Annotated in this window: 29 protein-coding genes; 17 read left to right on the forward strand and 12 right to left on the reverse strand. The window is 70.7% G+C overall.

The window, feature by feature from the left end; genetic code table 11:
• The first annotated feature begins 44 nt into the window (after positions 1–44).
• The 3 genes from SM418_RS09810 to SM418_RS09820 are packed head-to-tail and all read left to right on the forward strand — an operon-like array spanning position 45 to position 2,397.
• Positions 45–1,199 (forward strand): amidohydrolase family protein, encoded by a 1,155-nt coding sequence (locus SM418_RS09810; RefSeq protein WP_371940253.1) that lies wholly within the window; start codon positions 45–47, stop codon positions 1,197–1,199.
• A complete protein-coding gene (locus SM418_RS09815) occupies positions 1,196–2,011 on the forward strand; it encodes an aldolase/citrate lyase family protein (RefSeq protein WP_371940252.1) in 816 nt (271 codons plus the stop codon). Before SM418_RS09810 ends, SM418_RS09815 begins: the two co-directional genes overlap by 4 nt.
• Positions 2,008–2,397: a cupin domain-containing protein gene (locus SM418_RS09820; protein WP_371940251.1), complete on the forward strand. Its 390-nt coding sequence runs from the start codon at positions 2,008–2,010 to the stop codon at positions 2,395–2,397. Before SM418_RS09815 ends, SM418_RS09820 begins: the two co-directional genes overlap by 4 nt.
• Before the next feature lie 44 nt (positions 2,398–2,441).
• Here the strand turns inward: SM418_RS09820 and SM418_RS09825 are convergent, their stop codons facing one another.
• Positions 2,442–3,218, reverse strand: a complete 777-nt coding sequence (locus SM418_RS09825) for an IclR family transcriptional regulator (RefSeq protein ID WP_371940250.1) — start codon at positions 3,216–3,218, stop codon at positions 2,442–2,444.
• Positions 3,219–3,584: 366 nt separating this feature from the next.
• Between SM418_RS09825 and SM418_RS09830 the strand changes: the two genes are divergently transcribed.
• Genes SM418_RS09830 through SM418_RS09845 form a run of 4 tightly spaced genes read left to right on the forward strand, consistent with a single transcriptional unit; the run spans position 3,585 to position 7,843 of the window.
• Positions 3,585–4,943: an aromatic ring-hydroxylating oxygenase subunit alpha gene (locus SM418_RS09830; protein WP_371940249.1), complete on the forward strand. Its 1,359-nt coding sequence runs from the start codon at positions 3,585–3,587 to the stop codon at positions 4,941–4,943.
• Positions 4,940–5,452 (forward strand): aromatic-ring-hydroxylating dioxygenase subunit beta, encoded by a 513-nt coding sequence (locus SM418_RS09835; protein ID WP_371940248.1) that lies wholly within the window; start codon positions 4,940–4,942, stop codon positions 5,450–5,452. Before SM418_RS09830 ends, SM418_RS09835 begins: the two co-directional genes overlap by 4 nt.
• A 10-nt stretch (positions 5,453–5,462) precedes the next feature.
• The gene (locus tag SM418_RS09840; protein ID WP_371940247.1) at positions 5,463–6,641 is read left to right on the forward strand and encodes a Dabb family protein; all 1,179 of its coding nucleotides are present in this window, start codon (positions 5,463–5,465) and stop codon (positions 6,639–6,641) included.
• Complete coding sequence (locus tag SM418_RS09845) at positions 6,605–7,843, forward strand: M20/M25/M40 family metallo-hydrolase (protein WP_371940246.1); 1,239 nt, start codon at positions 6,605–6,607, stop codon at positions 7,841–7,843. The genes SM418_RS09840 and SM418_RS09845 overlap by 37 nt, the downstream gene beginning before the upstream one ends.
• Before the next feature lie 61 nt (positions 7,844–7,904).
• Here SM418_RS09845 and SM418_RS09850 read toward each other — a convergent pair whose 3' ends face one another.
• The 3 genes from SM418_RS09850 to SM418_RS09860 form a co-directional block, all read right to left on the reverse strand.
• Positions 7,905–8,975 carry a TauD/TfdA family dioxygenase gene (locus SM418_RS09850; RefSeq protein WP_371940245.1) on the reverse strand — a complete coding sequence of 357 codons (1,071 nt, stop codon included), beginning with the start codon at positions 8,973–8,975 and terminating at the stop codon, positions 7,905–7,907.
• Between the two features lie 86 nt (positions 8,976–9,061).
• The gene (locus tag SM418_RS09855; RefSeq protein ID WP_371940244.1) at positions 9,062–9,229 is read right to left on the reverse strand and encodes a hypothetical protein; all 168 of its coding nucleotides are present in this window, start codon (positions 9,227–9,229) and stop codon (positions 9,062–9,064) included.
• Positions 9,230–9,677: 448 nt separating this feature from the next.
• Positions 9,678–9,986 carry a hypothetical protein gene (locus tag SM418_RS09860; RefSeq protein ID WP_371940243.1) on the reverse strand — a complete coding sequence of 103 codons (309 nt, stop codon included), beginning with the start codon at positions 9,984–9,986 and terminating at the stop codon, positions 9,678–9,680.
• Positions 9,987–10,002: 16 nt separating this feature from the next.
• Here SM418_RS09860 and SM418_RS09865 point away from each other — a divergent pair, with 16 nt between their 5' ends.
• The 3 genes from SM418_RS09865 to SM418_RS09875 are packed head-to-tail and all read left to right on the forward strand — an operon-like array spanning position 10,003 to position 11,250.
• Positions 10,003–10,809 (forward strand): helix-turn-helix domain-containing protein, encoded by an 807-nt coding sequence (locus SM418_RS09865; protein ID WP_371940242.1) that lies wholly within the window; start codon positions 10,003–10,005, stop codon positions 10,807–10,809.
• Positions 10,809–11,006, forward strand: coding sequence for a DUF397 domain-containing protein (locus tag SM418_RS09870; RefSeq protein WP_371940241.1), 198 nt, complete (start codon positions 10,809–10,811; stop codon positions 11,004–11,006). Before SM418_RS09865 ends, SM418_RS09870 begins: the two co-directional genes overlap by 1 nt.
• A 49-nt stretch (positions 11,007–11,055) precedes the next feature.
• Positions 11,056–11,250 carry a DUF397 domain-containing protein gene (locus tag SM418_RS09875; protein ID WP_371940240.1) on the forward strand — a complete coding sequence of 65 codons (195 nt, stop codon included), beginning with the start codon at positions 11,056–11,058 and terminating at the stop codon, positions 11,248–11,250.
• A 91-nt stretch (positions 11,251–11,341) separates the two neighbouring features.
• Here SM418_RS09875 and SM418_RS09880 read toward each other — a convergent pair whose 3' ends face one another.
• The 3 genes from SM418_RS09880 to SM418_RS09890 all read right to left on the reverse strand — a co-directional run bounded on the left by SM418_RS09880 (position 11,342) and on the right by SM418_RS09890 (position 15,430).
• Positions 11,342–12,259 (reverse strand): Rieske (2Fe-2S) protein, encoded by a 918-nt coding sequence (locus SM418_RS09880; protein WP_371940239.1) that lies wholly within the window; start codon positions 12,257–12,259, stop codon positions 11,342–11,344.
• A gap of 103 nt (positions 12,260–12,362) precedes the next feature.
• A complete protein-coding gene (locus SM418_RS09885; RefSeq protein ID WP_371940238.1) occupies positions 12,363–14,636 on the reverse strand; it encodes a molybdopterin oxidoreductase family protein in 2,274 nt (757 codons plus the stop codon).
• 176 nt (positions 14,637–14,812) lie between these two features.
• Entirely contained in the window at positions 14,813–15,430 is a 618-nt protein-coding gene (locus SM418_RS09890) for a Uma2 family endonuclease (RefSeq protein ID WP_371940237.1), read from the reverse strand.
• A gap of 187 nt (positions 15,431–15,617) precedes the next feature.
• On the opposite strand from SM418_RS09890, the gene SM418_RS09895 reads away from it, so the two are divergent.
• From SM418_RS09895 to SM418_RS09910, 4 genes are all read left to right on the forward strand, one after another.
• Positions 15,618–16,706 (forward strand): CapA family protein, encoded by a 1,089-nt coding sequence (locus SM418_RS09895; protein ID WP_371940236.1) that lies wholly within the window; start codon positions 15,618–15,620, stop codon positions 16,704–16,706.
• A 40-nt stretch (positions 16,707–16,746) separates the two neighbouring features.
• Complete coding sequence (locus SM418_RS09900) at positions 16,747–17,505, forward strand: MerR family transcriptional regulator (protein WP_371940235.1); 759 nt, start codon at positions 16,747–16,749, stop codon at positions 17,503–17,505.
• Positions 17,502–18,086 carry a GyrI-like domain-containing protein gene (locus tag SM418_RS09905; RefSeq protein WP_371940234.1) on the forward strand — a complete coding sequence of 195 codons (585 nt, stop codon included), beginning with the start codon at positions 17,502–17,504 and terminating at the stop codon, positions 18,084–18,086. The genes SM418_RS09900 and SM418_RS09905 overlap by 4 nt, the downstream gene beginning before the upstream one ends.
• A 73-nt stretch (positions 18,087–18,159) precedes the next feature.
• On the forward strand, positions 18,160–19,938 hold the full coding sequence (locus tag SM418_RS09910; RefSeq protein ID WP_371940233.1) for an SDR family oxidoreductase: 1,779 nt from the start codon (positions 18,160–18,162) through the stop codon (positions 19,936–19,938).
• Here the strand turns inward: SM418_RS09910 and SM418_RS09915 are convergent.
• The 3 genes from SM418_RS09915 to SM418_RS09925 are packed head-to-tail and all read right to left on the reverse strand — an operon-like array spanning position 19,935 to position 22,044.
• Positions 19,935–20,939 (reverse strand): AraC family transcriptional regulator, encoded by a 1,005-nt coding sequence (locus SM418_RS09915; RefSeq protein WP_371940232.1) that lies wholly within the window; start codon positions 20,937–20,939, stop codon positions 19,935–19,937. The two genes, SM418_RS09910 and SM418_RS09915, sit on opposite strands and share 4 nt — an antisense overlap.
• A complete protein-coding gene (locus SM418_RS09920; RefSeq protein ID WP_371940231.1) occupies positions 20,936–21,658 on the reverse strand; it encodes an LLM class flavin-dependent oxidoreductase in 723 nt (240 codons plus the stop codon). The genes SM418_RS09915 and SM418_RS09920 overlap by 4 nt, the downstream gene beginning before the upstream one ends.
• Complete coding sequence (locus SM418_RS09925; protein WP_371940230.1) at positions 21,586–22,044, reverse strand: LLM class flavin-dependent oxidoreductase; 459 nt, start codon at positions 22,042–22,044, stop codon at positions 21,586–21,588. Before SM418_RS09925 ends, SM418_RS09920 begins: the two co-directional genes overlap by 73 nt.
• 255 nt (positions 22,045–22,299) lie before the next feature.
• Between SM418_RS09925 and SM418_RS09930 the strand changes: the two genes are divergently transcribed.
• Together SM418_RS09930 and SM418_RS09935 are read left to right on the forward strand one after the other, a co-directional pair.
• Positions 22,300–23,091, forward strand: a complete 792-nt coding sequence (locus SM418_RS09930) for an endonuclease/exonuclease/phosphatase family protein (protein WP_371940229.1) — start codon at positions 22,300–22,302, stop codon at positions 23,089–23,091.
• A gap of 36 nt (positions 23,092–23,127) precedes the next feature.
• Positions 23,128–24,180, forward strand: coding sequence for an MBL fold metallo-hydrolase (locus SM418_RS09935; protein WP_371940228.1), 1,053 nt, complete (start codon positions 23,128–23,130; stop codon positions 24,178–24,180).
• Positions 24,181–24,247: 67 nt separating this feature from the next.
• On the opposite strand, the gene SM418_RS09940 is transcribed toward SM418_RS09935, so the two are convergent.
• Together SM418_RS09940 and SM418_RS09945 are read right to left on the reverse strand one after the other, a co-directional pair.
• Positions 24,248–24,895 (reverse strand): GNAT family N-acetyltransferase, encoded by a 648-nt coding sequence (locus tag SM418_RS09940; protein WP_371940227.1) that lies wholly within the window; start codon positions 24,893–24,895, stop codon positions 24,248–24,250.
• A gap of 49 nt (positions 24,896–24,944) precedes the next feature.
• Positions 24,945–25,142 (reverse strand): hypothetical protein, encoded by a 198-nt coding sequence (locus tag SM418_RS09945; RefSeq protein ID WP_371940226.1) that lies wholly within the window; start codon positions 25,140–25,142, stop codon positions 24,945–24,947.
• Positions 25,143–25,259: 117 nt separating this feature from the next.
• Here SM418_RS09945 and SM418_RS09950 point away from each other — a divergent pair, with 117 nt between their 5' ends.
• A complete protein-coding gene (locus SM418_RS09950; RefSeq protein WP_371940225.1) occupies positions 25,260–25,493 on the forward strand; it encodes a hypothetical protein in 234 nt (77 codons plus the stop codon).
• The last annotated feature ends 33 nt before the right edge of the window (positions 25,494–25,526 follow it).

Raw genomic sequence — 25,526 nt, forward strand, 5'->3', positions numbered from 1 at the left:
CGCGACCCCCTCCACCCGCTACCTCACATGATCGGGAGTACTCGATGACCGAACAGAAGAAGCCCGTCTACGACCGCGTCCTCACGGGCGGGACGGTCATCGACCCCGCCTCCGGGCTGAACGCGCGGACCGACGTCGCGATCAGCGGCGGCACCGTCGCGGCGGTCGGCGACGGGCTGGCCGCCGACGCGGCCGAGGTCACCGACTGCACCGGCCGGTGGGTGCTGCCCGGCCTGGTCGAGGGCCACACCCACATCTTCCAGCACGTCTCCAAGGTGGGCGCGCCCGCGGAGGAGGCGCACCTGCGCCGCGGCGTCGTCGCCGCCGCCGACGCCGGCACCGCCGGGGCGTCCACGTTCGCCGCGTTCCGCAAGCTCGTCGTCGACGCGACGCCGATGCGCATCGTGAACTTCCTGAACGTGTCGGTCCTCGGCCTGATCGACTTCCGGTTCGGCGAGCTGATGAACCCCGACACGCTCGTCCCCGACGACGCGCTGGAGACCGCCGCCACCAACCCCGACGTGGTCCGCGGCTTCAAGATCCGGTTGTCGGAGGACGTGGTCGGCGACAACTGGCAGATGCTGCTGAAGAAGTCGCTCCAGGTCGCCGAGCAGGCCGGCCTGCCGCTGATGGTGCACATCGGCGAGACGTCCGAGCCGCTGCCGATCGTCCTGGAGCACCTGCGTCCCGGCGACGTCGTGGCGCACTGCTACACCGGCAAGGAGCACGGCATCCTGGACGGCGACGAGGTGCTGCCCGCGGTGGCGGAGGCCCGGGAGCGCGGCGTCCTGTTCGACTCGGCGCACGGCAAGAGCAACCTCAGCTTCGAGGTGGCGCGCCGCGCGATCGCCAAGGGCTTCTACCCCGACGTGCTGAGCTCCGACACGAGCGCCCGCAACTGGCGTGGCCCGGTGTTCGACCTGCTCACCAGCATGTCGAAGCTGGTCGCGCTGGGCGTCCCGCTGACCGAGGCCGTCGCCCGCGCCACCGTGCGTCCCGCCGGGCTGCTCGGCCTGGACGCCGAGGGCTACGGCCGGCTGGAGGCCGGGGGCCCGGCGCACGTCACCGTGATCGAGGAGACCGCGGAGGTCGTGCTCCCGGACGCGTCCGGCAACACGATGACCGCGCCCCGCCTGGAGCCGGTGCTCGTCCTGCACGGCGGGAAGCCGGTCGAGACGGTCCCGTGGCGCGGCCTGTGACGGCTGGGCCTGTGACGGGCGGGCCCGGGCCCGCCGGGCCCAGGGCCCGGCTGCGGGCGGCCCTCGCGGCGGGCGCCCGCGTGCACGGGACGTTCGTCAAGCTGCCGGCGCCGGACGTCGTGGAGGTGTGCGCGCTCGCCGGCTTCGACTTCGTCGTCGTCGACCTGGAGCACTCCACGCTGACCGGGGCCGACGCGATCGGCCTCGTCCGGCACGCGGAGCGCTGCGGGCTGCCGGCGCTCGTCCGGATCCCCGAGGTGGACGGGCCGCTGATCTGCCGCCTGCTGGAGAACGGCGCGGCCGGGTTCCAGCTGTCGATGCTGAGCGGCCCCGCGCAGACCTGGGCGCTCGTCCAGGCCACGCGGTTCGCGCCGGACGGCGACCGGTCGGTCAGCCTGGCGAACCGGGCGGCCGGGTTCGGGCTGCCCGGCTCCGGCGGGCTGGCGGCGTTCCTCGCCGCCGAGCGGGCCGATCCGCCGCTGCTCGTCGGGCAGATCGAGACGCCCTGGTGGCGGGACGGCGGCACGTCCTTCGAGGAGGTGATCGCCGACCTCGACGTGGTCTTCGTCGGCGGCACCGACCTGGCGGTCGGCCTGGGCGTCGAGCCCGGCGGCGCTGCGCTGCGCGCGGCCGTCGCCGAGATCGAGGAGGCCGCCCGACGGAACGGGATCGCGTTCGGCGGCTGGGCCCCGTCCGCGTCCGCCGCCGGGCCCGCCGGGCTTGCCGCGGCGCGCTACCTGGTGACTGGCTCGGACCTGCAGATACTGGCCGCCGGACTGCATGCGGCGGCCGGCGAGGGAGGCAACGAATGACCGAGAACGGGCGCAACGCCAAGCTCTACAACCGGGTGATCGGCTGGGCCGACATGCCGGAGACGCAGCTGCGCAAGGGGGTGCGGCGCCGGGTCTACTCCACCGACGAGGTGATGGTCGCCCACCACACCCTCGACGTGGGCATGGACCTGAACCCGCACAGCCACGCCGACTTCGACCAGCTCGTCTACATCGCCGAGGGGCGCTGCAACTACTACATCGAGGGCGTCGCGCACGAGATGACGGCGGGGACGTTCCTGCTGGTGCCGAGCGGCGCCGAGCACTACATCGAGCCGCTGGAAGAGCCGTGCGTCAACATCGACATCTTCGTGCCGCCGCGCGCCGACTTCGCCGCGTCGCTGGCGTACGTGGACGAGCTGCCCTGATCCCGGGCGTCCCGGCCGGGGCCCGCCCGGCCGGGACCCCGGTGTCAGCCGGCCTCGGCCGGCGGGACGCCGTTGTTGCCGAGCCGCTGCGACAGGTCACGGGTGGTCTCCAGCAGCGCCTCGGCCAGCGGCGAGTCCGCCTTGCGCGGGACGTCGACGGAGGTGCCGACGATCGCCATCGTGGCGATGATGGCGTCCCCCTCGAAGACCGGCGCCGCGATGGTGTGCAGGCCGTTGTCGGACGGCGAGTTGACCGACAGCCCGTGCGCGCGGATCCAGTCGACGTCCTCGCGCAGCTCGGGGGAGCGGCGCAGCAGCTTGGCCAGCGCCGGCACCTGCTCGGGCGGGAGGTAGGCGCAGAACACCCGGCCCTGCGCGGAGGTGGCGAGGTCGAGCCGCGAGCCGACCCGGACGCTGATCCGGATCAGGTGGTCGGTGTTGTCGACCGACCGCACGACGGTCGGGGACTCCCCGTCCCAGATGCTCAGCACGACGGTCTGCCCGGCGGTCTGGACGAGCCGGTCCATGTACGGCTCGGCGGCGGACACGATCGGCAGCGCGGCCCGCGCCGCGGCGGCGAGGGTGAGCACCTGCGGGCCGAGCGAGTACAGCGCGGTGCGGTCGTCGTAGCGCAGCAGGTTGGCCGCCCGCAGCGCCTTGGTGTAGCGGTGCGCGGTCGCCTTGCTCGCGCCGAGCCGCGCGGTGATCTCGTTCAGGCTCAGATGCGGCCGGGCCACCGTGAAGGAGTCCAGGATCAGCGCGGCGCGCTGGACCGTCTGGATCGACGGGGAACTCTCGGCCGTGTCTCGTGCGGTCCTCATCGTCGTTGCCATCCGTCTCTCGCTTCTGCCTCGGCCGTCGGTCGCCTGCCGTCCGGGGTGGCGGGCCGGGGCGGAACGACACGCCATCTCATCATGAGTCCGGCAGCGTCGGCAGGCCATCCGGGAGACCCGGAAAGTCCGCTCCGCGCGGGGCCGGCGCGACCGCGCCGGGATGGCGACGATACTCCTCGCCATCTCTCATTGCGAGACGCAATCATGGTAACTGGGACGTAGCTCGTCAAGTCGGGGATGGATCGGTGCCGTCCGACCCTTGACACGGCGATCCGGCCTGGGCAACGCTATACGCACGATACGAGATGGCATCTCGAATAGTCGAATGATACTGCGTGGAGGGGGTGGCGCCCGATGCCAGAGCCGAACGGCAGGGGGCTTCCGGAGCGGCTGGTCGTCGAGGACTGGGACGCGCTGACTTTCCGCGTCAACCGGGTCGCGTACCGCTCGGCCGAGGTCTTCCAGGCCGAGCGCGACCGGATCTGGGCGCGGTCCTGGCTCTACCTCGGCCACGAGACCGAGGTCGCGGGGCCGAACGACTTCAAGACGCGGACGCTCGGCGGCAGGCCGCTCATCTTCTGCCGCGACTCGGACGGCACGGTGCACGCGTTCCTCAACGCCTGCCCGCACCGCGGCACGATCCTGTGCCGGGAGAGGGAGGGCTCCAGCAAGCTGTTCCAGTGCTTCTACCACGCCTGGACGTTCCGCAACAACGGCGACGTCGCGGCCATCCCCGGCAAGGACGCCTACGAGGCGGCGGGCGAGGGCTTCCTCGACTCGATGCGGCTGCGGTCCGTCCCCCGGCTGGAGATCCACGAAGGGTTCGTGTTCGTCGCGTTCGACCCGGACGTGCCGCCGCTCCTGGAGTACCTCGGCGACGCCGCCGACTACATGACGATGATCTCCGAGCAGCACGCCGCCGGCATGGAGGTGCTGCCCGGCACCCAGCTCTACGGCGTGCGCGGCAACTGGAAGCTCGCCGTCGAGAACGCCATGGACGGCTACCACTTCTCGCCCACGCACAACACGTTCGTCGGCTACCTGCGGGAGACCGGCTTCGCCGTCACCGACGACGACCAGTACGCCTACAACCTCGGCAACGGGCACGGCCTGCTCGTCCTCACCGGGCACGGCGGCCGGATCAGCATGCTGTGGGAACCGCGCTTCGGCGAGGACGAGAAGGTCCGCACCGCCGAGCACCGCGCCGAGATGGACCGCAGGCTCGGCCCCGAGCGGGCCCGCTACGTCGCCGACGAGAGCCACATCCTGTTCGTCTGGCCCAACCTCCTGCTCTTCGACCTCGAAGGGCTGTCGATCCGGCAGCTCGAACCGGTCGCCCCCGACCAGACCGACGTGCGCGCCTGGCAGCTCGCGCCGCGCGGCGAGGACGCCGACACCCGCGCGCTGCGGATGAAGACCATGGTCAGCTTCGTCGGGCCGGGCGGTCTCGCCACCCCGGACGACATCGAGGCGTACGAGGCGGTGCAGCGCGGCATCGAGGCGACCGCCGCCGAGGCCCGTCCGGGCTTCGACTACAGCGACATGTCCCGCGGAATGGTCGACGAGGTCAAGGGCGTGCAGGGCCGGTCCATCGACGAGGGCGCGATGCGCGGCTTCTGGCGCCACTGGGTGGGCGAGCTCGGCGTCGAGAACGGCCTGGACTTCGCCGGACCCCGCCCCGAGCGCTTCCTTGAGGGGAGGAACGTGCGATGACCGTGCTCATCGGCGGGCGCGAGATCACCCGCTCCGACGTGGAGGACTTCCTCTACGCCGAGGCGGACATCCTGGACGCCTGGAAGTACGACGACTGGCTCGCCCTGTTCGAGCCCGGCGCCCGGTTCGAGGTCCCCTCGACCGACTGGACGGGCACGTCGGCGCACGCGTCCGGGTCGTTCGTCTGCGACGACTGGGACCTGCTGCGCGCGCGCGTCAAGCGGCTGAAGTCGCGCAAGGCGCACGCGGAGAACCCGCCGTCCCGCACGCACCGGTTGATCTCCAATGTGCGGCTGCACGAGTCCGACGACCAGGCAGAGCCCGGCCTGCTCCGGGTGACGGCGGCGTTCATCGTCCACCGGGCCCGGGACGGCGAGTTCGACACCTACGTCGGGCGCTACGACCATCTGCTGGTGACGGCCGGCGACGCCCTGCGCTTCCGGCTGCGCCGCGCGGTCCTCGGCCACGAGCACCTGCCCGCCGGCAGCCGGCTGAGCTTCATCCTCTGAGGGAAACGCGATGATCAATCACACCGTGGTGTTCCGGTTCCGGCCCGATGCGCCGGCCGAGGCGGCCGAGGCCGTCCTGGCGGAGCTGCGCACCTTCCCCGGCCGCTACCCGCAGATGCGGGACTTCTCACTCGGTCCCAACGTCAGCACCCGCGACAACACGTTCACCCACGCCTTCTCGGTCCGCTTCGACACCGCCGCCGACCTGCACGCCTACCTGCAGAGCGACTCGCACGAGCGGTTCGTGCGCGAGCGCTGGCGGCCGGTCGTCGAGCAGCACCACATCGTCAGCTACGAGACCGGCGGCAGGGCGGGCCGTCCGCGCGGCCCGTACGGGATGGAGTACGCCCGCATCGAGGTGCCCGACATGGCGAGCACCATCGAGTTCCTCCAGTACCACGTGGGCCTCCAGCTCGAACAGCGCACCGACGAGTACGCCTACCTGCGCGCCGACATCGAGCACCACTCGATCGAGCTGATCAGCGCGCCGGAGCGCACGACGGGGCACACGTCCGCCGTCGGCTACAGCGTGGAGGACGACGAGATCCTGGCCGACCTCCGCAAGCGCGTCGCCGACGCCGGGCACGAGATCCTCGAACTCCAGGACCGCCAGAAGGACCTCTGCTCGGACGGCTTCGGGGTCCGCGACCCCAACGGCCTGATCGTGGAGCTGTTCACCGGCTTCCTGGAGTACGCCGAGCCGCCGCTGCGGGAGCTCCGCCCGGTCGACCTCGTCCACCCGTTCATCGCGACGCCGAAGTACGAGGAGTCCCTCGACTTCTACACGAACGTGCTGGGCTTCCTGTCCTCGGACGAGATCATCGGCTCCACCACGTTCATGCGCTGCGAGGACCGCTACCACCACAGCCTCGCCCTGCAGAACAACAAGGAGCACTACGTCGCGCACCTGTGCTTCGCGATGAAGAGCTTCGACCACGTCATGCGGGCCCGTGCCCGCGCCCTCTACAAGGGCGAGCCGATCGCGTCCGACCTCGTCAACCACTCGGCGTCGACGTCCATCGCGTTCTACATGCACGAGCCCAAGCACGGGCCCCGGTACGAGCTGTGCGACCGGCACCGCGTCTTCACGCCGGAGGAGCACGAGACCCACCGCCCGCGCCGGATGCTGCCGGACCCGCGCAACATCGACGTGTGGCGACCGGCCGCCGACGACTGGGGCCGTTTCTGAGCGCGCCGTTCCAGGACGCGGGCGACGAGATCGTCCGCGTCCTGGAGTTCCTGGACGGTGTCTCCGCGCCGTACGGGCACGAGTCCGCCGCCGCCGTGTACCTCGCCTCCTGGTGCACGGCGCGGTGGCCGTGGATCGAGTGGACCGTCCAGCGGTACGGCCCGACCGGCGCGAACCTGTGCGCGGGCGACCCCGAGGGCGTGCTGCTCTACTCGCACCTCGACACGTCGCTCAGCGGCGATGTGGACGAGGACCGCGCCATCACCGGACGCACCGACGCACCTGCCGGGCTGAAGGTCACGGCCTCCCAGGTCGAGGGCTTCGGGCTGGGCGTGGCACGGGCCCCCGCGGCCGCCGCCTTGGCTGCTTTCGTCTCCGCCGCGTCCCGGGGAGCGTCCGCGGGCCTGCTGCTGGCGGGCTCTGGGACGCATCGCAGCACCCTGTACGGCTCGGGCGGCGCGGTCCGCTCCACCGGCCTTGACCACTACCTGGAGGGCGCGCCCCGGCCGTCGTCCGCCGTCATCGCCAAATGCGGCCCGGCCACCCTGCTGTGGGAGGAGCCCGGCGCGCTGTACCTGCGGGTGCGCGTCCGGGGGCGGCACGGGGCCGTCCTGGCTCGCGAGTCGGCCACGCCGCACGGCGGCGTCATCGCCCACGCCGGGCCGGTCATCGAAGCCGTCGAGCGCTGGCGTACGGCCTACGTCGCCTCCAGCGCGGCGCCCGGCACGCAGGTGGGCCCGGCCGCCGGCATCGGCTCGCTCACCGCCGGCCGTCCCGACAAACCCGACCTCTTCCCGGCCCTGCTGGAGGCCGGTGTCTACGTGGTGACCGTCCCCGGAGCGGACCCGCACGCCATCGCCGCCGCGCTGCGCCGGGAAGTCGAGCAGGCGTGCGCGGACGGCCCCCTGGCCTCCTGCACGGTCGAGGTCGACCTGGACGAAGTCCACCCGGCCGCCGCGACACCGCCCGACGCGCCGATCGTCCGCACCGCGCGCAGGGCGTGGCGCGAGGAGTTCGGCGCCGACCCGCCGCCCATCACCGGCTGGACGGGTTCGACGGACGGCGTCGTCCTGCGCGCCCACGGGATCGACACCGTCCGCCTGGGGCCGTCGTCCACCGCGTCCCCGGACGATCCCCGCCGCGACGTCCTGGACCTCGCGTCCCTGGCGGCCTACTCCCGCCTGTACGCGCGCCTGCTCTGAGACGTGAAACGGCCGCCCGCGCCTTCCCCGGAGAGGACGCGGACGGCCGGGCTCAAGAGGGTTACAGTCCCCACTCCTCGTTGGGGACGACGGCGCCTGAGATCTGGAAGCGCCCGCCGGGCAGCGGCTCCTTGCCGTCGGCGTCGTTGATGACGTTCTTGCCGAAGCCGGGGACGAGCGGGCGTCCCACGTCGCGGCGCAGCCAGAGGCGCAGCAGGTGGCGGCGGCGCTCCGGCTCGGGGTAGTCGACGTATCCGGTGCGCGAGTGCAGCGCGGCGTAGTTCAGGAGCCACTGGACGTCGCCCGGCTGGAAGTCCATGTCCAGGGGCAGGCCGGGCTCCTGCGCGATCTCGTCGAACAGGTGCAGGACCTCGATCTGCGCCTCGGTCAGCCGCGGCACCTCCGGGTACTCCTGCGCCGTGAAGATCATCTGAGCGCCGGCGTAGGTGCTGAAGACCCCGTCGACATAGCTGCAGATCGGCGACTGGTAGGTGTTGGCGGGCGCGTCGGGGTCCTGGCGCCGCCAGTCCCAGTGCCACGGCTCGAACAGCAGCGGCGCGAGGTCGGGGCGGCGGCGCAGGATCTCGTTGTAGATCGTGGTGCCGCTGACCAGGCTGCTGGCGCCGCCGGCGCGGGCGCCGCGCAGGCACATCAGGGCGACGACGTCGGAGCTGTCGGAGTGGAACGGCAGCCGGTCCCGGACCCGCGACGGCAGCGCCGTCGGGTCGTCCATGGTCTTGTTGGACGTGGCGATGACGTGGTCGAGGACGTCGCCGTACTGGTTCTGCGGCATCGGCGAGCCGAGGTGCAGCCCCATCAGGTAGAAGATCGCGCCCGCGACCGCGTCGCCGTAGTCCTCGGTGCGGAGCCCGCGGATCAGGATGAAGCCGCGCCCGGCGTCCATCTGCCGGGCGCACTCCTCAATGAGCCCGGTACAGGCGTCCAGCGGGTAGTCGGCGGCGGTGACGGCGCGCAGGTCGGGGTCGTCGGCGACGAAGCGGCGGCCGACGGCCTCCAGTTCGTCGCGCTCGGCGTCGGAGAGGTGGTGGATCCACTCGGTGGAACCGGCGAGTTCGTCGCCGCGCCAGGCGGACGGGCCGGAGATCGGGGACAGATCGACGGTGGTACTCATGCTGCCTCGCTACTTCGGGAGGGAGAGACGGCCGCGGACGCGGACGGGCCGCGGCCAGGGAGAAGAGGGCCTGCGGTCGTCCGGTGCTAGAAGGGCGTCTGCGGCTCGCCCGCGGCCGTGCCGGGGCGCATGCCCTCGCGCGGCGGGCGGACCCGCGATGTCTCCGAGTACGGCGGCGGCGAGATCAGCCGCTTCGCGCACAGCCGCTCGGCGCGCAGCACCGGTCCAAGGCCTGGTGAGGCGGCTCGGATCATGGCGTGCTCCCGGCGGTGAGGGATCGTCCGCAAACCGTAAGCCACCCTCGCCGATCTCGTCAAGCGAGACGCCATCTCGTATTAGCGACGGCCGCCGGTCACAGTCGAACCCCGTGCGCGGAGGCCCATGCCCGTCCGTCCACTGCTCCCGCGATCAGAGTGATGAGGGCGTCCGTGGTGGCGGCCTCCAGTAGCCGGCCGCCCTGCCTTGTCGGTACATAGGCCCACCATCGGCCGGTGTGCAGCCCCCACCAGCAATGAACGCCGGGAAAGCGCTCTTCAACGTACGCGCTGGGGGACGGCTGCCGGTTCCGGCGGTGGAGCGGCGCGGCCGGTGCGCCCGGGGGGACGCTCACCGGACGCGCCGCTCTCACCTCCCCCCAAGGGACCGCGCTGGGGGACGCGGTCCCCTCCGGTGACCGAGCCGCGCCGTGTCGCGGCTGCTGTGTCACCGGAGTCCCTTTCGCGCGGCGGCCCGTTCGGCCTCCACGCGGAGGGCGTCACGAAGCGCGGCGGGATCCGAGCAGATCACCGTCAGGTCGATCCCGGCGGCCGGGTCATGGAGGCTGGCGACCCAGTCGCCCAGCCGCCCGTCCCGGCGAACCGCCCGCCAGATCCGATGCCCCGTGAATTCCTGGCGCAACCGGGCGAGTTCTTGATCTTCGATCGATGTCTGCGCGTTCATCGGCGGCCCGCGTTCCTGGGACAAGGATGCCGCCGCCGGATTACCTTCGGAAGGTTCGTACAGCAGATACAACAACGGGGAGTTGCAGATGAGTGCCAGAGAGTTATTGAACCCTGAGGGCTCACTCTGGGACCTCATAGCGGTTCAGCTGCGCAGACATCGCGAAGAGCGTCGGATGTCAGGCAGCGCTCTGGGCGTCATGCTCGATCTTGATCGATCGAGTGTTTCGCGGCTTGAATCAGGTCAGGTGAAGCTCCTGGAGAAGCACGCGCGCGTCCTTGATCGGGAATGGGGCACTCAAGATCTCTTCAAGGTCCTGCTCACCTTTGCGAAGGCGGGGCATGACCCGGAATGGTTCAAAACCCACTTCGAGCTGGAAGTTCGAGCCTCTGAGCTGCGCATATGGGAGCTCGCTTGGATACCGGGGCTCTTTCAAACTGAGGCGTACACCCGGGAGGCGGTGCTGGCGGGCGGGTTCCGGGACGTCGACGCACATGTCGCGGTTCGCATGAAACGCCAGGAAAGCCTGCTGCGGGATCCCCCGCCGAACCTGTGGGTCATGCTCGATGAGGGAGTCATCACCCAACCGGTCGGCGGATCGGAGGTCATGCGCGGGCAACTCGCCAGACTGCTGGAGTTGGGGGAGCAGCCGAACATCTCCGTGCGGATCGTCCCTCGACGCGCCGGGGCTCACGTGGGACGGGACGGCTCATTCAAGCTCATGACGGTGGACGGCGCCGACTCGGTGTATGTCCAGGCGAGCTTTGGCGGCCGACTTGCCGTGGATGTCGCGGATGTACGCTCATATCGAGCCAACTTCGATCGCATCAGTGATCGAGCTCTTCCGGTGGATGCGTCCGCCGAGTTCATCCAGCAAGTGATGGAAGGCTTCTGATGACCCCCGTCTGGCGCAAGTCCAGCTACAGCGGAACCGACGCCAAAACGAGCGACTGCGTCGAGGTCGCGCAAGTCTCCGGAAGCGTCGGAGTGCGCGACTCCAAAGCCCCCGAGGATCCTCACCTGGCATTCGGTGCCGCCCACTGGCGTGCGTTCGCCGACCGTGTGAAGCGCGGTGACCACGACCTGACCTGACCCGTCGACGCTCGATCGAGCTGATCAAGCGAGTGATGGAGGAGTTTCATTGACTCCCGTTTGGCGCAAGTCCAGCCGGAGCGGCACGTCCGGTCAGAGCGACTGCGTGGAGGTTGCGCAACTCTCTGGGAACGTCGGTGTGCGTGACTCCAAGGCTCCCGAGGCTCCCCACCTGACGCTCGGCGCCGCCGACTGGCGTGCGTTCGCGGCCCGAGTGAAGCGCGGTGACCACGACCTGACCTGACGCTATGGGTTCGTTGAGTTGCGGCGAGTCGTTGTTATCCGATTGCCCATAACAACGACTCGCCGCAACTCAACGAGCCGCCGACCTGGGCTCAGCCCAGGGGGCGGACCTGGAGGACGCCCTCCTCGGTCACGCGGGTTTCGAAGGCGGGCTGGCGGGCCGTGGCGGGGCCGTGGACCACGGAGCCGTCGGCGACGCGGAACGTGCTGCCGTGCCAGGGGCAGACGACGCAGGGCTCGGCTTCGTCGTCGGTGATGATGCGGCCCTGGTGGAGCGGCCCGGCGAGGTGGCTGCACCGGTCGGTGAGGACGTGGACGTCGTCGCCCCGCCGCAGCACGAACAGGCTGATGTAGCCGAGCCGCCGGGTGACGGGCCAGCCGTCCGGGAGTTCGTCGGCGGCGCACAGGTCGTACCAGCCGAGCGGGACGAGGTGGGCGACCTGGTCGGCGTGGCTGGCGCCGGCGGCCTGCCGGAACGCGAGGTGCCCGCCGAGGTACGTGCCCGCGAACAGCGCGGACAGGCCGGCGAAGCCGAACGCGCGCCCGGCGCCGTCCCGTCCCTGGTACCGGGCCACGAGGGACGCCGAGTACAGCAGGCTGCTCGTGGCCATCCCGGCGGCGTGGACGAGGCCGACGCGCTGCTGCTCGCGGTGCAGCGACGCCCAGTCGGCGATGCCGGTGAGAACGGTCGGGACCGCGCCCGCGAGCCCGGCGGCGACGAGGGCCTGCGCGGCGCGGCCCGTTCCGGGCATGAGGTCCAGGACGGCGGCCGACAGCCACATGCCGACGGGCACGTCGGTCAGCGGCGGATGCGCGGGATGGCCGACCGGGACGCCGTGCAGGGCGTCTTTGACCGGGCCGGGACGCAGCGTCCGCCGCACGGCCGTGGAGAGCGTGCGGATGGTGCCGTCGAGGCCGTTCGCCTGCTCCAGGGCCTCGGTGACGTCCGCGAATCGCGCGCTCGTCTGGGGCCGGCTCCCGCGCCGGAATATGTTCACCCGTCGGGGCATGTCCCTCCTCCGCGGCTGTGAGACGCCTGTTGCGACACTAGTCGCCCGCGTTCTCCTGCGGCCAGTCATACCTACCTGCGGCCAGAGGGGCTAAACCCCGGGGTCAGGCCACCGGCTGCGCCGAGACGGCCTCCAGGGTGACGGGCACGCCGTTGAAGACCGCGTTGCCGGACAGCGGATCGATCTCCTGTTCGTCGGTGACGGCGTTGACGTTGACGCCCGCGTGCCGGCGGGCTACGCCGGTGCGCGTTCCCGGAAGGTCGTGGCCCCATCCGTGCGGCAGGCTGACGACGCCGGGCATGACGGTGTCGGTGGGTTCGGCGACGGCCTCGACGCTGCCCGTCCGGGAGGTGACGCGGACCGTGTCGCCCGCCCCGACGCCGAGCCGCTCGGCGTCCGCGGGGTTGAGTTGGAGGGTGCAGATGTTGGAGCCGCGCACCAGTTCGGGGACGTTGTGCAGCCAGCTGTTGTTGGAGCGCAGGTGGCGGCGGCCGATCAGGACCATTCCGTGGGCCTTGGACGTGCGCAGGGCGGCGTGCAGCCGGTCGACGTCGGCGGCGAACGTGGACGGGCACAGCTCGACGCGTCCCGAAGTGGTGCAGAGCACCTCGTCCAGGCGCGGCTTGAGGGCGCCGAGGTCGAGGCCGTGCGGGTGCTCGGTGCGCAGGCGGGCCAGCGTGAGGCCGACATACCCGGTGCCGGAGGCGCCCCGGGGGGTCGCCTCATCTCCAACGGCGGGATCGGCGCCGAAACCGTCGCCGTAGGGGCCGAGGCGAAGCATCATGTCGAGCCGCTGCTCGGTGAGCGTGTCGGCGTCGAGCATCTTGCGCAGCTCGTCCGGATCCCGGCCGTGCACCGGGGAGCCCTGGAGGGCGGTCGCCCGCGCCAGCGTCGAGCTGATGATCATTTCGTCGAGGGCGGCCGGGTCGCCGTCCGCGCCGGACGCGATCATGGCGAGTCGGCCAAGGATGACGGCCTCGCTCGGGCGCCCCTCCGGCAGCGGGACCAGTGGCGGCGAGTAGCGCGCGTAGTCGCGGACGGCGAGCCCCGTCAGCGCGATGTCGTAGTGCGGCGTCTGCACGGGACGCGGCGGCGGCAGGATCACGTGCGCGTGCCGGGTCGTCTCGTTCAGGTACGGGTCGACGCTCACCATGAACTCCAGCCCGGCGAGCGCGCGGTCCAGCCGAGCGGCGTTCGGCGCCGACAGCGCCGGGTTCCCGCCGATAGTGATCAGCGCCCTGATCTGGCCCTCGCCGGGCGCCTCGATCTCGTCCGCGAGCGTCGCGACCGGAAGCTCCCCGTTGACCTCCGGCAGCCCGCGGACGCGGCTGCGCCACCGGCCCGTCGTGAACGGCTTCTTGCGCCGGTACACGGGCGCGTGCGCGGGACGCGGGAACATCGCGCCGCCCTCCCGGTCGAGGTTCCCGGTGAGGATGTTGAGGGCGTCGACGAGCCAGTTGTTGAGCGTCCCGTACGCCTGCGTGCACGTCCCGATGCGGCCGTAGACGGCGGCGCGGTCGGCGCGGGCCAGTTCACGGGCCGTCCGCCGGATCACGTCCGCCGGAATGCCGGTCATGGACGCGACGCGCTCGGGGGCGAAGTCGATGGCGAGGGCGCGCATGTCCTCCAGGCCGTTGACGCGTCCCGGCAGGCGGTCGACGACGAGGTCCTCGGCGAACAGGGTGTGGACGAGCGCCATGAGGAAGAACGCGTCCGTCCCGGGACGGATGAACAGGTGCTCGTCGGCGAGGGCGGCCGTCCGCGTGCGGCGCGGGTCGACGACCGTGATCTTGCCGCCGCGCGCCTGGATCGCCTTGAGCCGTCCGGGGAAGTCGGGCGCCGACGCGAGGCTCCCGTTCGACTCCAGCGGGTTCGCGCCCAGCATGAGCAGGTGGCCCGTCCGGTCGAGGTCCGGCACCGGTATCGCGAGGGGATCGCCGAACATGTGCCCGCAGGAGACGTGCTTCGGCATCTGGTCGGCGGTGCTGGCCGTGAACAGGTTGCGCGTGCCGAGCGCCTTCACGATCGCGGCCACGTACAGCGGCCCGGCGATCGAATGCGCGGTCGGGTTCCCGATGTAGACGGCGACGGCGTCCCGCCCGTACCGCTCGACGATGCCGGAGATTCCTTGCCGGACGGCCTCGAACGCCGCGTCCCACCCGGTCGCCTCGCCTTTGAGGAGCGGCTCGGACAGCCGGTCGGGATCCCCGTCGAGGCTTCCGAGCGTCGCGCCCTTGGGGCAGATGAAGCCTTTGCTGAACGGATCCTTCGCGTCACCCCGTACGCGGGTCACGGTTCCCGCGTCGTCCAGGGTGAGTTCGAGCCCGCACAGGGCTTCGCAGAGGGGGCAGGTGCGGAACGCCGTGCGGTCGCCCATCGGGACACTCCTTGGAAACGGGACCGTAGCCCCATTTTGACCGGTCTGCCCGTCCCGCGCCATGGCCGCCGCCCCTAAGGGCCTCTCCACCTACTGGCCTACGGCGAGGCAACGCCTTCTGAGAGATCCCAACGGAACGCAGTGGTCAGGAAGATCCTGCGGACTGGTCCGTACCCTCAGACGGACTCAAGTTCTGCGAACGTCACGACCACTTTCATGCCTTCCGGCAGTTCGGTGGCCAGCCCATCGCGGTGCACCATGGCGAGTTGGTAGCTGCGGCCTGACCAGTCGAGCCGGTACTCCTCCACGGAGTGGATCCTGTCGTCGGCGTCCAGAACGACGATGAGGTACACGGGGATGCGCTGACCCGCGTATTCGGCCTTCTTGTCCTGGAAATCACGCTGTCTGCTGTCCGAGCCTGCGATCTCCACCGCGGTGAAAACGTCCGCACTCGTCAGCTTCGAGCCGCGCTCGACACAACGCAGGATGCTGATGTCGGGACGGCGCATCGTGAAGCGTCGCGCTCCGTCGCTGATGTGGGAGTGCGGTTCGACGTAGTGCATGTCGGTGTCCGGCAGCACATCGATGCACGGGCCGCCACCCGGCCGCGCGGCCTTCAGCGCATAGCAGAGGTTCATCATTATGCGCTGATGTTCGGGGCTTGGGGATTCGCGGAAGACCACGCTGCCGTCCACCACTTCGATGGACTTGCACACCTCTTCTGGCAGGGCCTCGTACTGCTCCCTGGTGACAGAGAGGCTTGAGGGATCCGAAGCCCAGGCCGGTAGAGGCATGCTGGGACTCCTCGGAATCGATCCGGTACCTGATCAGAGCCTATATGCGGTGAGCTGGGACGTCCCGTGGATCGGGAGGCGGACGGGCGGGGATGGCGCTCGGGGCGCTCGGGGGGTCGGGCCTTCGGGGGAGCATGGCATGCTTGGCCGACCGAGCAGGTCCAGGTGGGCCGGACGGAGGCAGGCGATGAGCAGGCGGGGGAAGGCGGTCGCGGTCGTGGCCATGACCGGGGTCGCGCTGGCCTCGGCGGCGTGCGGCGGCTCCGAGGCGGAGGGCACGACACCGACGCCCGCGACGTCCGCTGCGAAGGGGCCCGGCGGGACGAGGCCGGCGGCGACCGCCAAGGAGCCGATCGTCCTCGCGTTCGGCGGCGACACGCACTTCGAGGGGCAGTTGCGGGGGCGGCTCGCCAATCCGTCCACGGCGCTCGGTCCGGTCGCGAAGCAGTTGCGCGCCGCCGACCTCGCCATGGTCAACCTGGAGACGGCCATCACGACCGGCGGTACGCAAGCCCCCGGCAAGGAGTTCGCCTTCCGCGCCCCGGCGACCGCGCTCCAGGCGCTGAAGGCGAGCGGAGTGGACGTCGCCTCCATGGCCAACAACCACGGCATGGACTTCATGGAGGGCGGCCTGCGGGATTCCCTGGCCGCGATCAAGAAGACGGGGTTCCCGATCGTCGGCATCGGCAAGAACGCCGACGCCGCCTTCCAGCCGTATCGCGTCACGGTGAAGGGCAACAAGCTCGCCATCGTCGGTGCCACGCAGGTACTGGACGACAACCTGATCCAGGCGTGGACGGCCACTGACACCAAGGGCGGTCTTGCGTCGGCCAAGGACGTCCCGCGGATGGTCCAGGCGGTGAAGGAGGCGCGCAAGGGGTCGGACGTCGTTATCGTCCACCTGCACTGGGGCGCGGAACTGCAGCCTTGCCCGCTGCCACGCCAGAAGGAACTCGCGCAGCAACTCGTCGAGGCGGGCGCCGACATCATCGTCGGGGGCCATGCTCACATCCCGCTGGGCGGCGGCTACATGAACGACGCGTACGTCCATTACGGCATGAGCAACTTCGTGTTCTACTCCGCCAACGGCCAGACGGCGAAGTCCGGCGTCCTGTTCCTGAAGGTGGAGAACGGCAAGGTCACGAAGGACAAGTGGAGCCCGGCCCTCATCTCCGGCGGCATCCCCATCCCGATGAAGGGCGCGGCTGCGAAGGCGGAGCTCAAGCGTTGGAACGGGCTGCGCGGCTGCACCGGGCTTTCGGCGACTCCCTCCTAGGCTGGACTCTCCCACTGTGGGAGGGATCAGGGTGGGGCCTGTGAGCGACGATCTCCTGCCGATCGGACGGTTCGCGCGGCTGTGCCGCCTGAGCGTCAAGCAGTTGCGACACTACGACGACCTCGGCGTCCTGACCCCGGCGTGGACGGACCCGGCGTCCGGCTACCGGTACTACAGGCCCGCCCAGGCGCGGGACGCGCTGATGGCCGGTCTGCTGCGGGCGATGGACGTCCCGCTGCCCGTCGTGGCGCGCGTGCTGTCCGGGGACGACGGCGGAGCGCTGAAGCAGGCACGGGACGGCATCGAGTCCGACATCGCACGGCGGCGGCGTGGCCTGCGGCTCCTTGACCGCGTCCTCGCGGAAGGGCTGCCCGCGGCCGAGGTGTCGGTCGTCGGTGAACCGGCGCGGCGCGTGTTCGTCGCGCGGGAGTCCGCGACGCCGTCGACGATCCCGGACGCGACGTCGGCGTGCGTGCGCCGGCTGCTGCCGCGGATGTCGCCGGACGGCCTGCTGGTCGGGCTGTTCCCGCTGGACATGGCGGAGGAGTTCGACGTGCGCGTGGCCGTCCAGGCGGCGGACGGCGAGGACGTCCTGCCGGGCGGTTCGTTCGCTGCGGCCGTCCATGTCGGCCCATATGAGGAGATTCCGCTCACGGTCCATGGCGTGCTCGCGTGGTTCGGCGACTACGGGCACGCGCCCGCCGGGCCCGTCCGCGAGGTGTACCTCAACGACCCCGCGACCACGCCGCCCGAACACCTGGAGACCCGGGTGATGATCCGAGTGGGAGATGACCAGTGACGAGCGAAGCGGACCTGGGGACGCGGGGAGCCGTCCCCGCTCACGAGGCAGGGCGCTGGTACGAGGCTTCGGACGAGCCGGAGATGGTGGAGCACGGGACCGTGTCCGGGCTGGCCGTTACCGGTCGCGGCGAGCCCGGAGGTGCCGCTTACGGCGAGAGCGTGGGCGCGCTGTACGCGGTGCTGGGCGCGCTGGGTGCGCCGATGGTTCCGCTGGAGGGGCGCTGGTGGGTCGAGGACGAGAGCTCACCGTTCGATGTGCCGCGCGACCAGTGGCGGTGGCACCTGTTCCTCCGGCTCCCGGACGACATCGTCTCGGTCGGCCGCGCCCGTGAGGAAGCACGTTCTGGGTTGCCTGCCGCAGGGCGCGTCCAGCACGTCACCTACACCGACGGCTTGTGCGTGCAGATGCTGCACAGCGGCCCCTATTCGGACGAGCCGGCGTCCCTCGCACGCATGGTTGCGCTGATGAAGGCGGAGGGGCTCGTGGTGAACGGGCTGCATCACGAGATCTACCTGTCCGACCCTAGCGAGACCGACCCGGAGAAGATGCGCACGATCCTGCGCCAGCCCGTCCGGTAAGCGCTCTGGACAGCCCCACCGAGTGGCGTAGTTTCTCGTGAAACAGGCTCCTACGGACGGGGTGGGCAGGCTTATGCGAGACCAGCGGGTGAGGTCGGGCGAGATCGAGCTGGGCGTACGGGTGCGCGGTGAGGAGGGCCTGCCGACGGTCGTCCTCGTGCACGGCTATCCCGACACCAGCACGATGTGGGACGACGTGGCCGAGCGTCTCGCCGAACGGTTCCGCGTCGTCGCCTACGACGTGCGGGGCGCCGGCGCGTCCAGCGCCCCGTCCGACCCGATGGACTACCGGCTGGACGCGCTCATGGGCGATCTGGAGGCCGTCCTGGACGGTGTCGGCGCCGATGAGCCCGTCCACCTGGTGGGGCACGACTGGGGGTCGGTGCAGGGCTGGGAGGCGGTCATCGGCGACCGGCTGCGGGGCCGCATCGCCTCCTTCACCTCGATCTCGGGGCCGGACCGGCGGCACCTGGCGCGTTGGGCGCGGGAGGCCGTCCGGTCCGGGCCGCGAGGCGTCGCGGAGGTGCTCGGCCAGGCGCGCCGCAGCGTCTACATGCCGGTCTTCATGGCGCCCCGGGTGGGCGAGGTCGCGGCCCGTGCGCTCGCGGCGGGCTTCGGGCGCGTGATGCGGCTGCGTGAGGGCGCCGAACCCCGGCCGGGTCACCCTGCGGAGACGCTGGCGACGGACGCCCGCAATGGGCTCGGCCTGTACCGCGCCAACATGGGACGTGGCACGGGCACGGCCGGCGATGGGCGGACGGACGTTCCCGTGCAGCTCATCGTCCCGCTCAAGGACCGCTACGGCTCGCAGCCGCTGCTGCTGTCCGCACGTGGGCCCGCGTCACGCCTTTACGTGCGTCGTGCTCCAGCAGGGCACTGGGTGGCGCGTAGCCACCCCGACCTCGTAGCCCGCTGGATCAGGGAGTTCGTCGACCACATCGAAGGCGGCCCAGAGACACCAGAACTCGCCCACGCGCGCGCGGCGGGACAACCCGGCAAGGAGTTCGGCGGCGATCTCGTCGTCATCACGGGTGCGGGCAGCGGCATCGGACGCGCGACCGCCCATGCCTTCGCCGCCGAAGGGGCGCGTGTGATCGTCGCCGACATCGACGAGGGTGCCGCCAAGCGCACCATGGACGAGATAGAGGCGGCCGGAGGCGAAGCCCACATCTATCGGGTCGACGTCGCCGACGCCGACGCCATGGAGACGTTCGCCCAGTACGTCCGTGACAACTTCGGCGTCGCGGACATCGTGGTGAACAACGCGGGCATCGCCATCGCGGGCTCCCTGCTCGACACGTCCGAGGAGGAGTGGACGCGCATCCGCTCGATCAACCTCGACGGCATGTACCGGGGTTCCCGCCTGTTCGGACGCCAGATGGTGGAGCGCGGCGAATGGGGCCACATCGTCAACATCTCGTCGATGGTCGCGTTCATGCCCAGCCCGGAGCTGCCCGCGTACGGCGCGACCAAGGCCGCCGTGCTGCAGATGACCGAATGCCTCCGCCTCGACCTGGACCGCTACGGCATCGGTGTCTCCGCCATCTGCCCTGGTGCGATCCATACACCCATCACGGGAAGCACCCGCTTCGTCGGCCTGCCGCCCCAAGTGGACGACGAGTTGCGTGAACGGATGGGGCGCGCGGTGGAGCGCCGCGGATTCCCGCCGGAGAAGGTGGCGCGGGCCATCCTGCGGGCCGTCCGGCAGGACACGCCGGTGGCGCTCGTCGCGGCCGAAGCACGCTTCGGCCGCGCGCTCTCTCGCGTGTCCCCCACCGCCAACAGAGCGCTGGCCCGTATCGGACGCCGCGCGGGCGACCGCATCCGGACAGACGTCGAACGGCTGGTCTAGCCGTTCCTGAAAGCCTGCCGAAGGGTCTGCGTGGGGGTCTCGCCGAAGCGTTGACGGTAGTGGGCGGAGAATCGGCTCATGTGGAGGTATCCCGCTGCGCTTGCAATGTCCGTGACCGTGCCCGGCCCTGCCCGCGCCACGGTGAGCGCCGCGCGCGCGTGATCGAGCCGTATCCCGCGCAAGAGCTCCGTGGGGGTCAGGCTCCACTGGTCCTGGCAGATCGCCTGAAGCTGCCGGACGCTGATCTCCACTGCCGCCGCGATGTCGGTCACGCCGATCGGACGGTGATGGTGGGCCTCCACCCATTCGCGGATCGCCCCGGCGAGATGGTGCGGAACCCGTGCCGGTGCCTCGGCGAGGCACCCGGTGGCCGTGTGCGGCAGGCCGAGCAGGACGGCGGTGAGCAGCGATTCCTCCAGGCTTCGCACCACCAGCGGATGGAGCCCGCCCTCGGCCGTCGCGTGGTCGAGGACGCCGCACACGTGCCGCCAGGTGCGTTCGACGATCGAGGCCGGTGCGATGGCGGGCCCGTCGACACGGTGGAAGCGCGGCGGGGCGGTGCACTCCCGTCCCAGATGACCGGTGAGATGGTCGGCGAGCCGGCCGGTGCTCGTGGCGATGACGAGGCAGCCCAGCGTCGGATGCGGCGTCATCCGCATCGGCTCGTCATGGGACAGCACGAGGCTGCCCCCGGCGGTGTCCCGGTTGCGGGTGGACCGATACTCGACGCCCATGGGCGCCATAGGCGCGCACATGGCGAAGTGCCCTTCCGTCGGTGGCGTGTCCACGATGACCCCGCCGCCCCCGTACCGCACCCACACCAGGTTGACCGCGCCCACACCGAGGGCGTTGACCAGACCGTCCAGCGGGCCGTCCGGCTCACGGGCCTGGAGGTCGTGACCCACGGCGAACGGCTCGACCGTGTCGTGCAGGACGTCGATGTCCGTGCTGACGACCCGCTGGTAGGCGGACAGAGGCGGCGAGGTATCGGCAGGAGTCATGTTCGTGCAGGCGGAGCCGTTTCCGGGCGGTTGATGGACAGGACACCCCGGGCCCGCAGCCTCGGCATGACCTCGGCGGCGAAGTATCCCAGTTCATCAGCGTAATTGAGGAACGACAGAGCGATACCGTCGAATCCGGCACGTGCGAACTCCGCGAGCGCGTCCGCCACATCGTCGGGGTCGCCGATCAGCGGGCAGCTACCGTGACCGGCCGCGAACCTGTCCCGGTATATCTGGAGCATCTCCGGAGTGAACGACTGAGCGTGCAGGCCCTGCAGCCGCATCACCTCGTCGACGGCGGGCCAGTCCGCGTGCTCGTCGGCGTAGTAGTGCAGGAACTCCTCTGCCTCGCCCCTGGTCGGACGGCACACGACGTGGCCGAGCGTGAAGACGCCTACCGTCCGCCCATAGGACGCGGCCTCGTGGCGGATGGCCTTCACGATTTCCGCACCGTCCTCTGGGCCGGCCACAACGGTGAACGCGCGATCGGCGTTGCGCGCGGCGAACGAACGCCCCTGCTTGGACGACCCAGCGTTGATGACCGGCAGGCTGTGCCCGTTGAACGGCTTGGGCCGTTCCACGACGTGCTGTAGCTGGAAGAACCGTCCTTCATGGTCGAAGGGCTCGTCGGTCGACCAGATGCGCTTCACGACGTCCCACCACTCCTGCGCGAGCGCGTAACGCGTGTCGTGGTCGTCGGGCAGCGTGAGGCCGAACATCTCGTATTTCGGGAGCGTGCCAACCCGCCACGATGTTCAACCCGATCCGGCCCCTTGCTGACGTGGTCGGCTGTCGCCAGCTGCTTGGCCGCGACGACCGGATGGTGGAACGCCGTGTGGACGGTGCTGAACACGCGGAGCCGGCTGGTGTGGGCGAGCATCCCGGTCGCCCAGACGAGCGGGTCGAGAGCGCTCCTGTGGAAGTCGGTGCCCGGCCCCCAGTCGGTCCAGCGGGCGACGGGGAGCAGGAAGTCGATGCCGGTCTCGTCCGCGAGCCGGGCGAGGCGGAGATTGTCGTCCCAGGTCGCGTGCCATCTTTCCGGAGCGGTCGTGATCGCGAGCCCCGATTCTGTGTTGGGGGAGAACAAGCCAAGCTGGAATCCCATACCGCACCCCTTTTCGTCCGGCCGCGTTCGGCATTGCCCGCCCAGTATCGGAAGCCCGCCGCGCGATGGGCAATGGCCAGAAGCAGCCATGCTCAAGTCCATATCCGAATGGACGGCCCCGCAGTCCGGATGGTGTCGACGTAGAGTGGCGGGCATGGCCACACGGGACGAGTCACGGCGCATCGCGCCGCCAACGCCGGAGACGACCGATGCTGACCGCGCCCCGAAGCGCCTCCCCGCCGAGTGTCCCGAGTCATGAGAATCCGCGTCCTCACCTTCAACACGCTGTTCCGGGGCCGGGCCCACGCCCGCATGGACGCATTGGCGCGACTCGTCGAGGAATCGGATTACGACATCGTCTGCCTGCAAGAGGTGATATCGCCGCTGATCCTCGCCCGGCTTCGCCGGGCGACGGGGTCCTTCCCCCACTTGGCGCGAGCCTGGACGTTCCCGATCGTTCGCGGCGGCCTGGTCACCCTTTCCCGCTGGCCGATCACACGAATCCATTTCCAGTCGTTCATCCCGGCTCGTCCGGTCCGGCCCGAATTGCTGCTGAACAAGGGGGCCCTGTTCACCCGCATACGCGTTCCCGGCGGATATCTGACGGTGGTGAACACGCACCTGTCCGCGAACATGGACATGGACTGGTCCCCGTACAACGTCTATACGAAGGTGGAGCAGTCCGAACTGAACCAGCTCGCCGCCGCCATCAAGAGGGTCGACCGTGCGGAACCGCTGGTGGCCATGGGCGACTTCAACGTCCCCCGTGACTCCCGCTACTTCACGACGTTCGCGTCCAATGCGGGCCTGCAGGATGCCATGGCGGGCAGCACGGAACCCACCTACCGCCCCGACTACGCCGACATCGGGGCGATAGATCAGCTCCTCCACAGGCCGGGGCTGAGCGCGGAGCCCCTCGTGGTCTTCAAGGACGAGATCCGCCTCCGCAACGGCGACCGCGCCCACCTCTCCGACCACTACGGCATAGAGGCCACCCTTGCCGCTACTACGCGGGCAGGGGAGCGTCCTACCTCGGCCTCAGCCTGACCTCCGCCGGGGTGCAGGCAGGGTTAGGCTCCTCGCATGTGTGAGTCGGGGAGTGCTTTCGCGGAGGCGCAGGCGTCCATGCCGCGTCCGGCGCCGGGGGCGGCGGCCGATCCGATCGCGCTGGAGCCGGTGGACGAGGTCGAGATCGTCACCCTGGTCGACAACGTCTACGACGCCCTGCTGACGAGCGACGAGCGCACCCACCGGGCCGGGTCCGGCGCGGGCGCGGTGGCCGCGCCGCTGTTCGAGGAGGGCCGGACCTTCACCGGGATGGTCGCCGAGCACGGTTTCGCCGCACTGGTCACGGTGCGCCGGGCCGGCCGCTCGACGACGCTGCTGTTCGACACCGGCCGGTCCCGCGACGCGATGGTCACCAACGCCGATCGGCTCGGCATCGACCTCGGTGACATCCAGGGCGTCGTGCTCAGCCACGGCCATTTCGACCACACGGGCGGGCTGGCCGGGCTGGCGGGCAGGCGCGGCGTCCGGTCGCTGCCGATGGTGCTGCACCCGCTGGTGTGGACGCGCCGCCGGTTCGCGGTGCCCGGCCGGGAGCCGGAGGAACTGCCGACCCTGAGCAGGCGGGCGCTGGACGCGGAGGGCTTCGAGGTCGTCGAGCGCCGCGAGCCGTCCCTCCTGGTGGACGGCAGCGTGCTGATCACCGGCGAGGTCGACCGCACCACCGAGTTCGAGCACGGCATGCCGCCGCCGCACCAGGCGTGGTCGGGGTCCGGATGGGCGCACGACCCCCTCGTGCTGGACGACCAGGCTCTCGTCGTGAACGTCCGCGACCGGGGCCTGGTCGTGCTGACGGGGTGCGGGCACGCGGGCGCGGTCAACATCGTCCGGCACGCGCAGCGGCTGACCGGGGTCGATCGCCTGCACGCGCTCGTCGGCGGGCTGCATCTGGGCGGCCCGGCGTTCGAGCCGGTCATCCCGCCCACCGTCGCCGCGCTGACCGAGCTGGCGCCGAGCCTCGTCGTCCCGGGCCACTGCACCGGCTGGCGCGCCCAGCACGCCCTGGCCGCCACGCTGCCGGACGCGTGGGTGCAGGGCAGCAGCGGCACCAGGTACCACCTTTCCGCCTAGCCGTCCTGGTAGCGGGCGAGCAGGGGGAGGAACATTTCGTCCGCCACGTCCTCGAATGTGCGCCGCGTCAGACCGGCACTCCGAACATGGAGAGGCAGGGGGCGAGGCCCTCGATGGTGACGGGGACGCGGCTGTGCCGTTCCCATTCCTTGCGGGTGAGCCTCATCCGGTGGTCGACGGTCAGGGAGTTCCGGATGACGCGCCGTTCGACGCCGTCGTCCTGGTAGCCGAGCTTGCGGGATACCGCGCGGGAAGCGTGGCTGTCCGCGAACGCGCTGGAAACGGCCTCGTCCGCGCCGAGGCCGGTGAAGGCCAGGTGCAGGACGGCGGCCCTCATCTCGGTACCGAGCCCCCGGCCCTGGTGGCGTGCCCCGAGCCATGAACCGGTTCTGACCTCGCGGAGGACGGCCAGGTGGCGCGCACTCAGTGTCTGCTGCCCGATGACCTCACCCGCGTGGAACACGGTCAGGTCGAGTTCCCAGTCGTCCGGTGTCCACTGCCCGAGGGTCTGCCAGTGGTGCTGGACGACGCCACGGGCGACCTCGGCGGGCGGACGGTCCGTCCACGGCACGAGGAACGGCATCGTGTCCGGCGCGTGGATCCCGGCCGCGGCGACGTCGGCCAAGGCGGCGAGTTCTTCCGGAGACGGCAGCCGCAGTTCAAGACGGGGCGTCGTCAGCCGCAACCCGAGCAGCGGAAAGTGGTCGACCAGCATGCCCCACCATGGCGCGTGCCGCCGCCCCGGTGCATCTCATTTTCCTCTATCAGAAGCCGAGGAGGAGGAAGACGATCCCGCCGATGACGTGGGCGAGGACCGTGAGGATCAGGACGGCGATGAACAGGTTCTTCGCCGTCGGATGATCGAAGTGGGAGCCGGGACGGCCGCGCTGCGTCGAGCGCGCCTCGGCCTGCCGTTCGAGGTCTTCCAGTGAGGGGAGGAAGGACGGTCGCCTGAATGCCATCCGTCTCCGTCCTTCCTGGTCGGGGAGAAGGTTCCACCTGTCTCAACGCCGCGGGAGCGCGGTTCTAATCCGTCCGGCGCTGGGGGCGCGATGCGCCTCTTCGGTAGCTTTGAGGGCATGTCGTCGTCTGCCGTGCCGGGTGTCACCGGCCCCGCACGGCAGGCGTCACAGTCGGCACGGCTGCGCAACGTCGGGGCCGTCCTGCGGGAGGTGCACCGGGACGGCGCGGTGTCGCGCACCGAGCTCGCCGACCGGATGGGCGTCAACCGGAGCACGATCCTGACGCTGCGGGAGTACTTGAGCCGATGCACGGGCACGACCACGATCCAGCCGGTCTTCCGGCCCAGATAGCACAATGGCGTACGCGGCCCCCGAGTGGACAGC

Origin of the sequence: Actinomadura chokoriensis (assembly GCF_041463665.1) — a bacterium.
Lineage (GTDB): Bacteria > Actinomycetota > Actinomycetes > Streptosporangiales > Streptosporangiaceae > Spirillospora > Spirillospora chokoriensis_A.

Excerpts from the sequence above, each read along its gene's own strand:
- SM418_RS09810 (WP_371940253.1), top strand. The coding sequence starts at position 45 with ATGACCGAACAGAAGAAGCCCGTCTACGACCGCGTCCTCACGGGCGGG.
- SM418_RS09820 (WP_371940251.1), top strand. The coding sequence starts at position 2,008 with ATGACCGAGAACGGGCGCAACGCCAAGCTCTACAACCGGGTGATCGGC.
- SM418_RS09825 (WP_371940250.1), bottom strand. The coding sequence starts at position 3,218 with ATGAGGACCGCACGAGACACGGCCGAGAGTTCCCCGTCGATCCAGACG.
- SM418_RS09830 (WP_371940249.1), top strand. The coding sequence starts at position 3,585 with ATGCCAGAGCCGAACGGCAGGGGGCTTCCGGAGCGGCTGGTCGTCGAG.
- SM418_RS09835 (WP_371940248.1), top strand. The coding sequence starts at position 4,940 with ATGACCGTGCTCATCGGCGGGCGCGAGATCACCCGCTCCGACGTGGAG.
- SM418_RS09840 (WP_371940247.1), top strand. The coding sequence starts at position 5,463 with ATGATCAATCACACCGTGGTGTTCCGGTTCCGGCCCGATGCGCCGGCC.
- SM418_RS09850 (WP_371940245.1), bottom strand. The coding sequence starts at position 8,975 with ATGAGTACCACCGTCGATCTGTCCCCGATCTCCGGCCCGTCCGCCTGG.
- SM418_RS09855 (WP_371940244.1), bottom strand. The coding sequence starts at position 9,229 with ATGATCCGAGCCGCCTCACCAGGCCTTGGACCGGTGCTGCGCGCCGAG.
- SM418_RS09865 (WP_371940242.1), top strand. The coding sequence starts at position 10,003 with ATGAGTGCCAGAGAGTTATTGAACCCTGAGGGCTCACTCTGGGACCTC.
- SM418_RS09870 (WP_371940241.1), top strand. The coding sequence starts at position 10,809 with ATGACCCCCGTCTGGCGCAAGTCCAGCTACAGCGGAACCGACGCCAAA.
- SM418_RS09880 (WP_371940239.1), bottom strand. The coding sequence starts at position 12,259 with ATGCCCCGACGGGTGAACATATTCCGGCGCGGGAGCCGGCCCCAGACG.
- SM418_RS09885 (WP_371940238.1), bottom strand. The coding sequence starts at position 14,636 with ATGGGCGACCGCACGGCGTTCCGCACCTGCCCCCTCTGCGAAGCCCTG.
- SM418_RS09890 (WP_371940237.1), bottom strand. The coding sequence starts at position 15,430 with ATGCCTCTACCGGCCTGGGCTTCGGATCCCTCAAGCCTCTCTGTCACC.
- SM418_RS09895 (WP_371940236.1), top strand. The coding sequence starts at position 15,618 with ATGAGCAGGCGGGGGAAGGCGGTCGCGGTCGTGGCCATGACCGGGGTC.
- SM418_RS09910 (WP_371940233.1), top strand. The coding sequence starts at position 18,160 with ATGCGAGACCAGCGGGTGAGGTCGGGCGAGATCGAGCTGGGCGTACGG.
- SM418_RS09915 (WP_371940232.1), bottom strand. The coding sequence starts at position 20,939 with ATGACTCCTGCCGATACCTCGCCGCCTCTGTCCGCCTACCAGCGGGTC.
- SM418_RS09920 (WP_371940231.1), bottom strand. The coding sequence starts at position 21,658 with ATGTTCGGCCTCACGCTGCCCGACGACCACGACACGCGTTACGCGCTC.
- SM418_RS09925 (WP_371940230.1), bottom strand. The coding sequence starts at position 22,044 with ATGGGATTCCAGCTTGGCTTGTTCTCCCCCAACACAGAATCGGGGCTC.
- SM418_RS09930 (WP_371940229.1), top strand. The coding sequence starts at position 22,300 with ATGAGAATCCGCGTCCTCACCTTCAACACGCTGTTCCGGGGCCGGGCC.
- SM418_RS09935 (WP_371940228.1), top strand. The coding sequence starts at position 23,128 with ATGTGTGAGTCGGGGAGTGCTTTCGCGGAGGCGCAGGCGTCCATGCCG.
- SM418_RS09940 (WP_371940227.1), bottom strand. The coding sequence starts at position 24,895 with ATGCTGGTCGACCACTTTCCGCTGCTCGGGTTGCGGCTGACGACGCCC.
- SM418_RS09945 (WP_371940226.1), bottom strand. The coding sequence starts at position 25,142 with ATGGCATTCAGGCGACCGTCCTTCCTCCCCTCACTGGAAGACCTCGAA.
- SM418_RS09950 (WP_371940225.1), top strand. The coding sequence starts at position 25,260 with ATGTCGTCGTCTGCCGTGCCGGGTGTCACCGGCCCCGCACGGCAGGCG.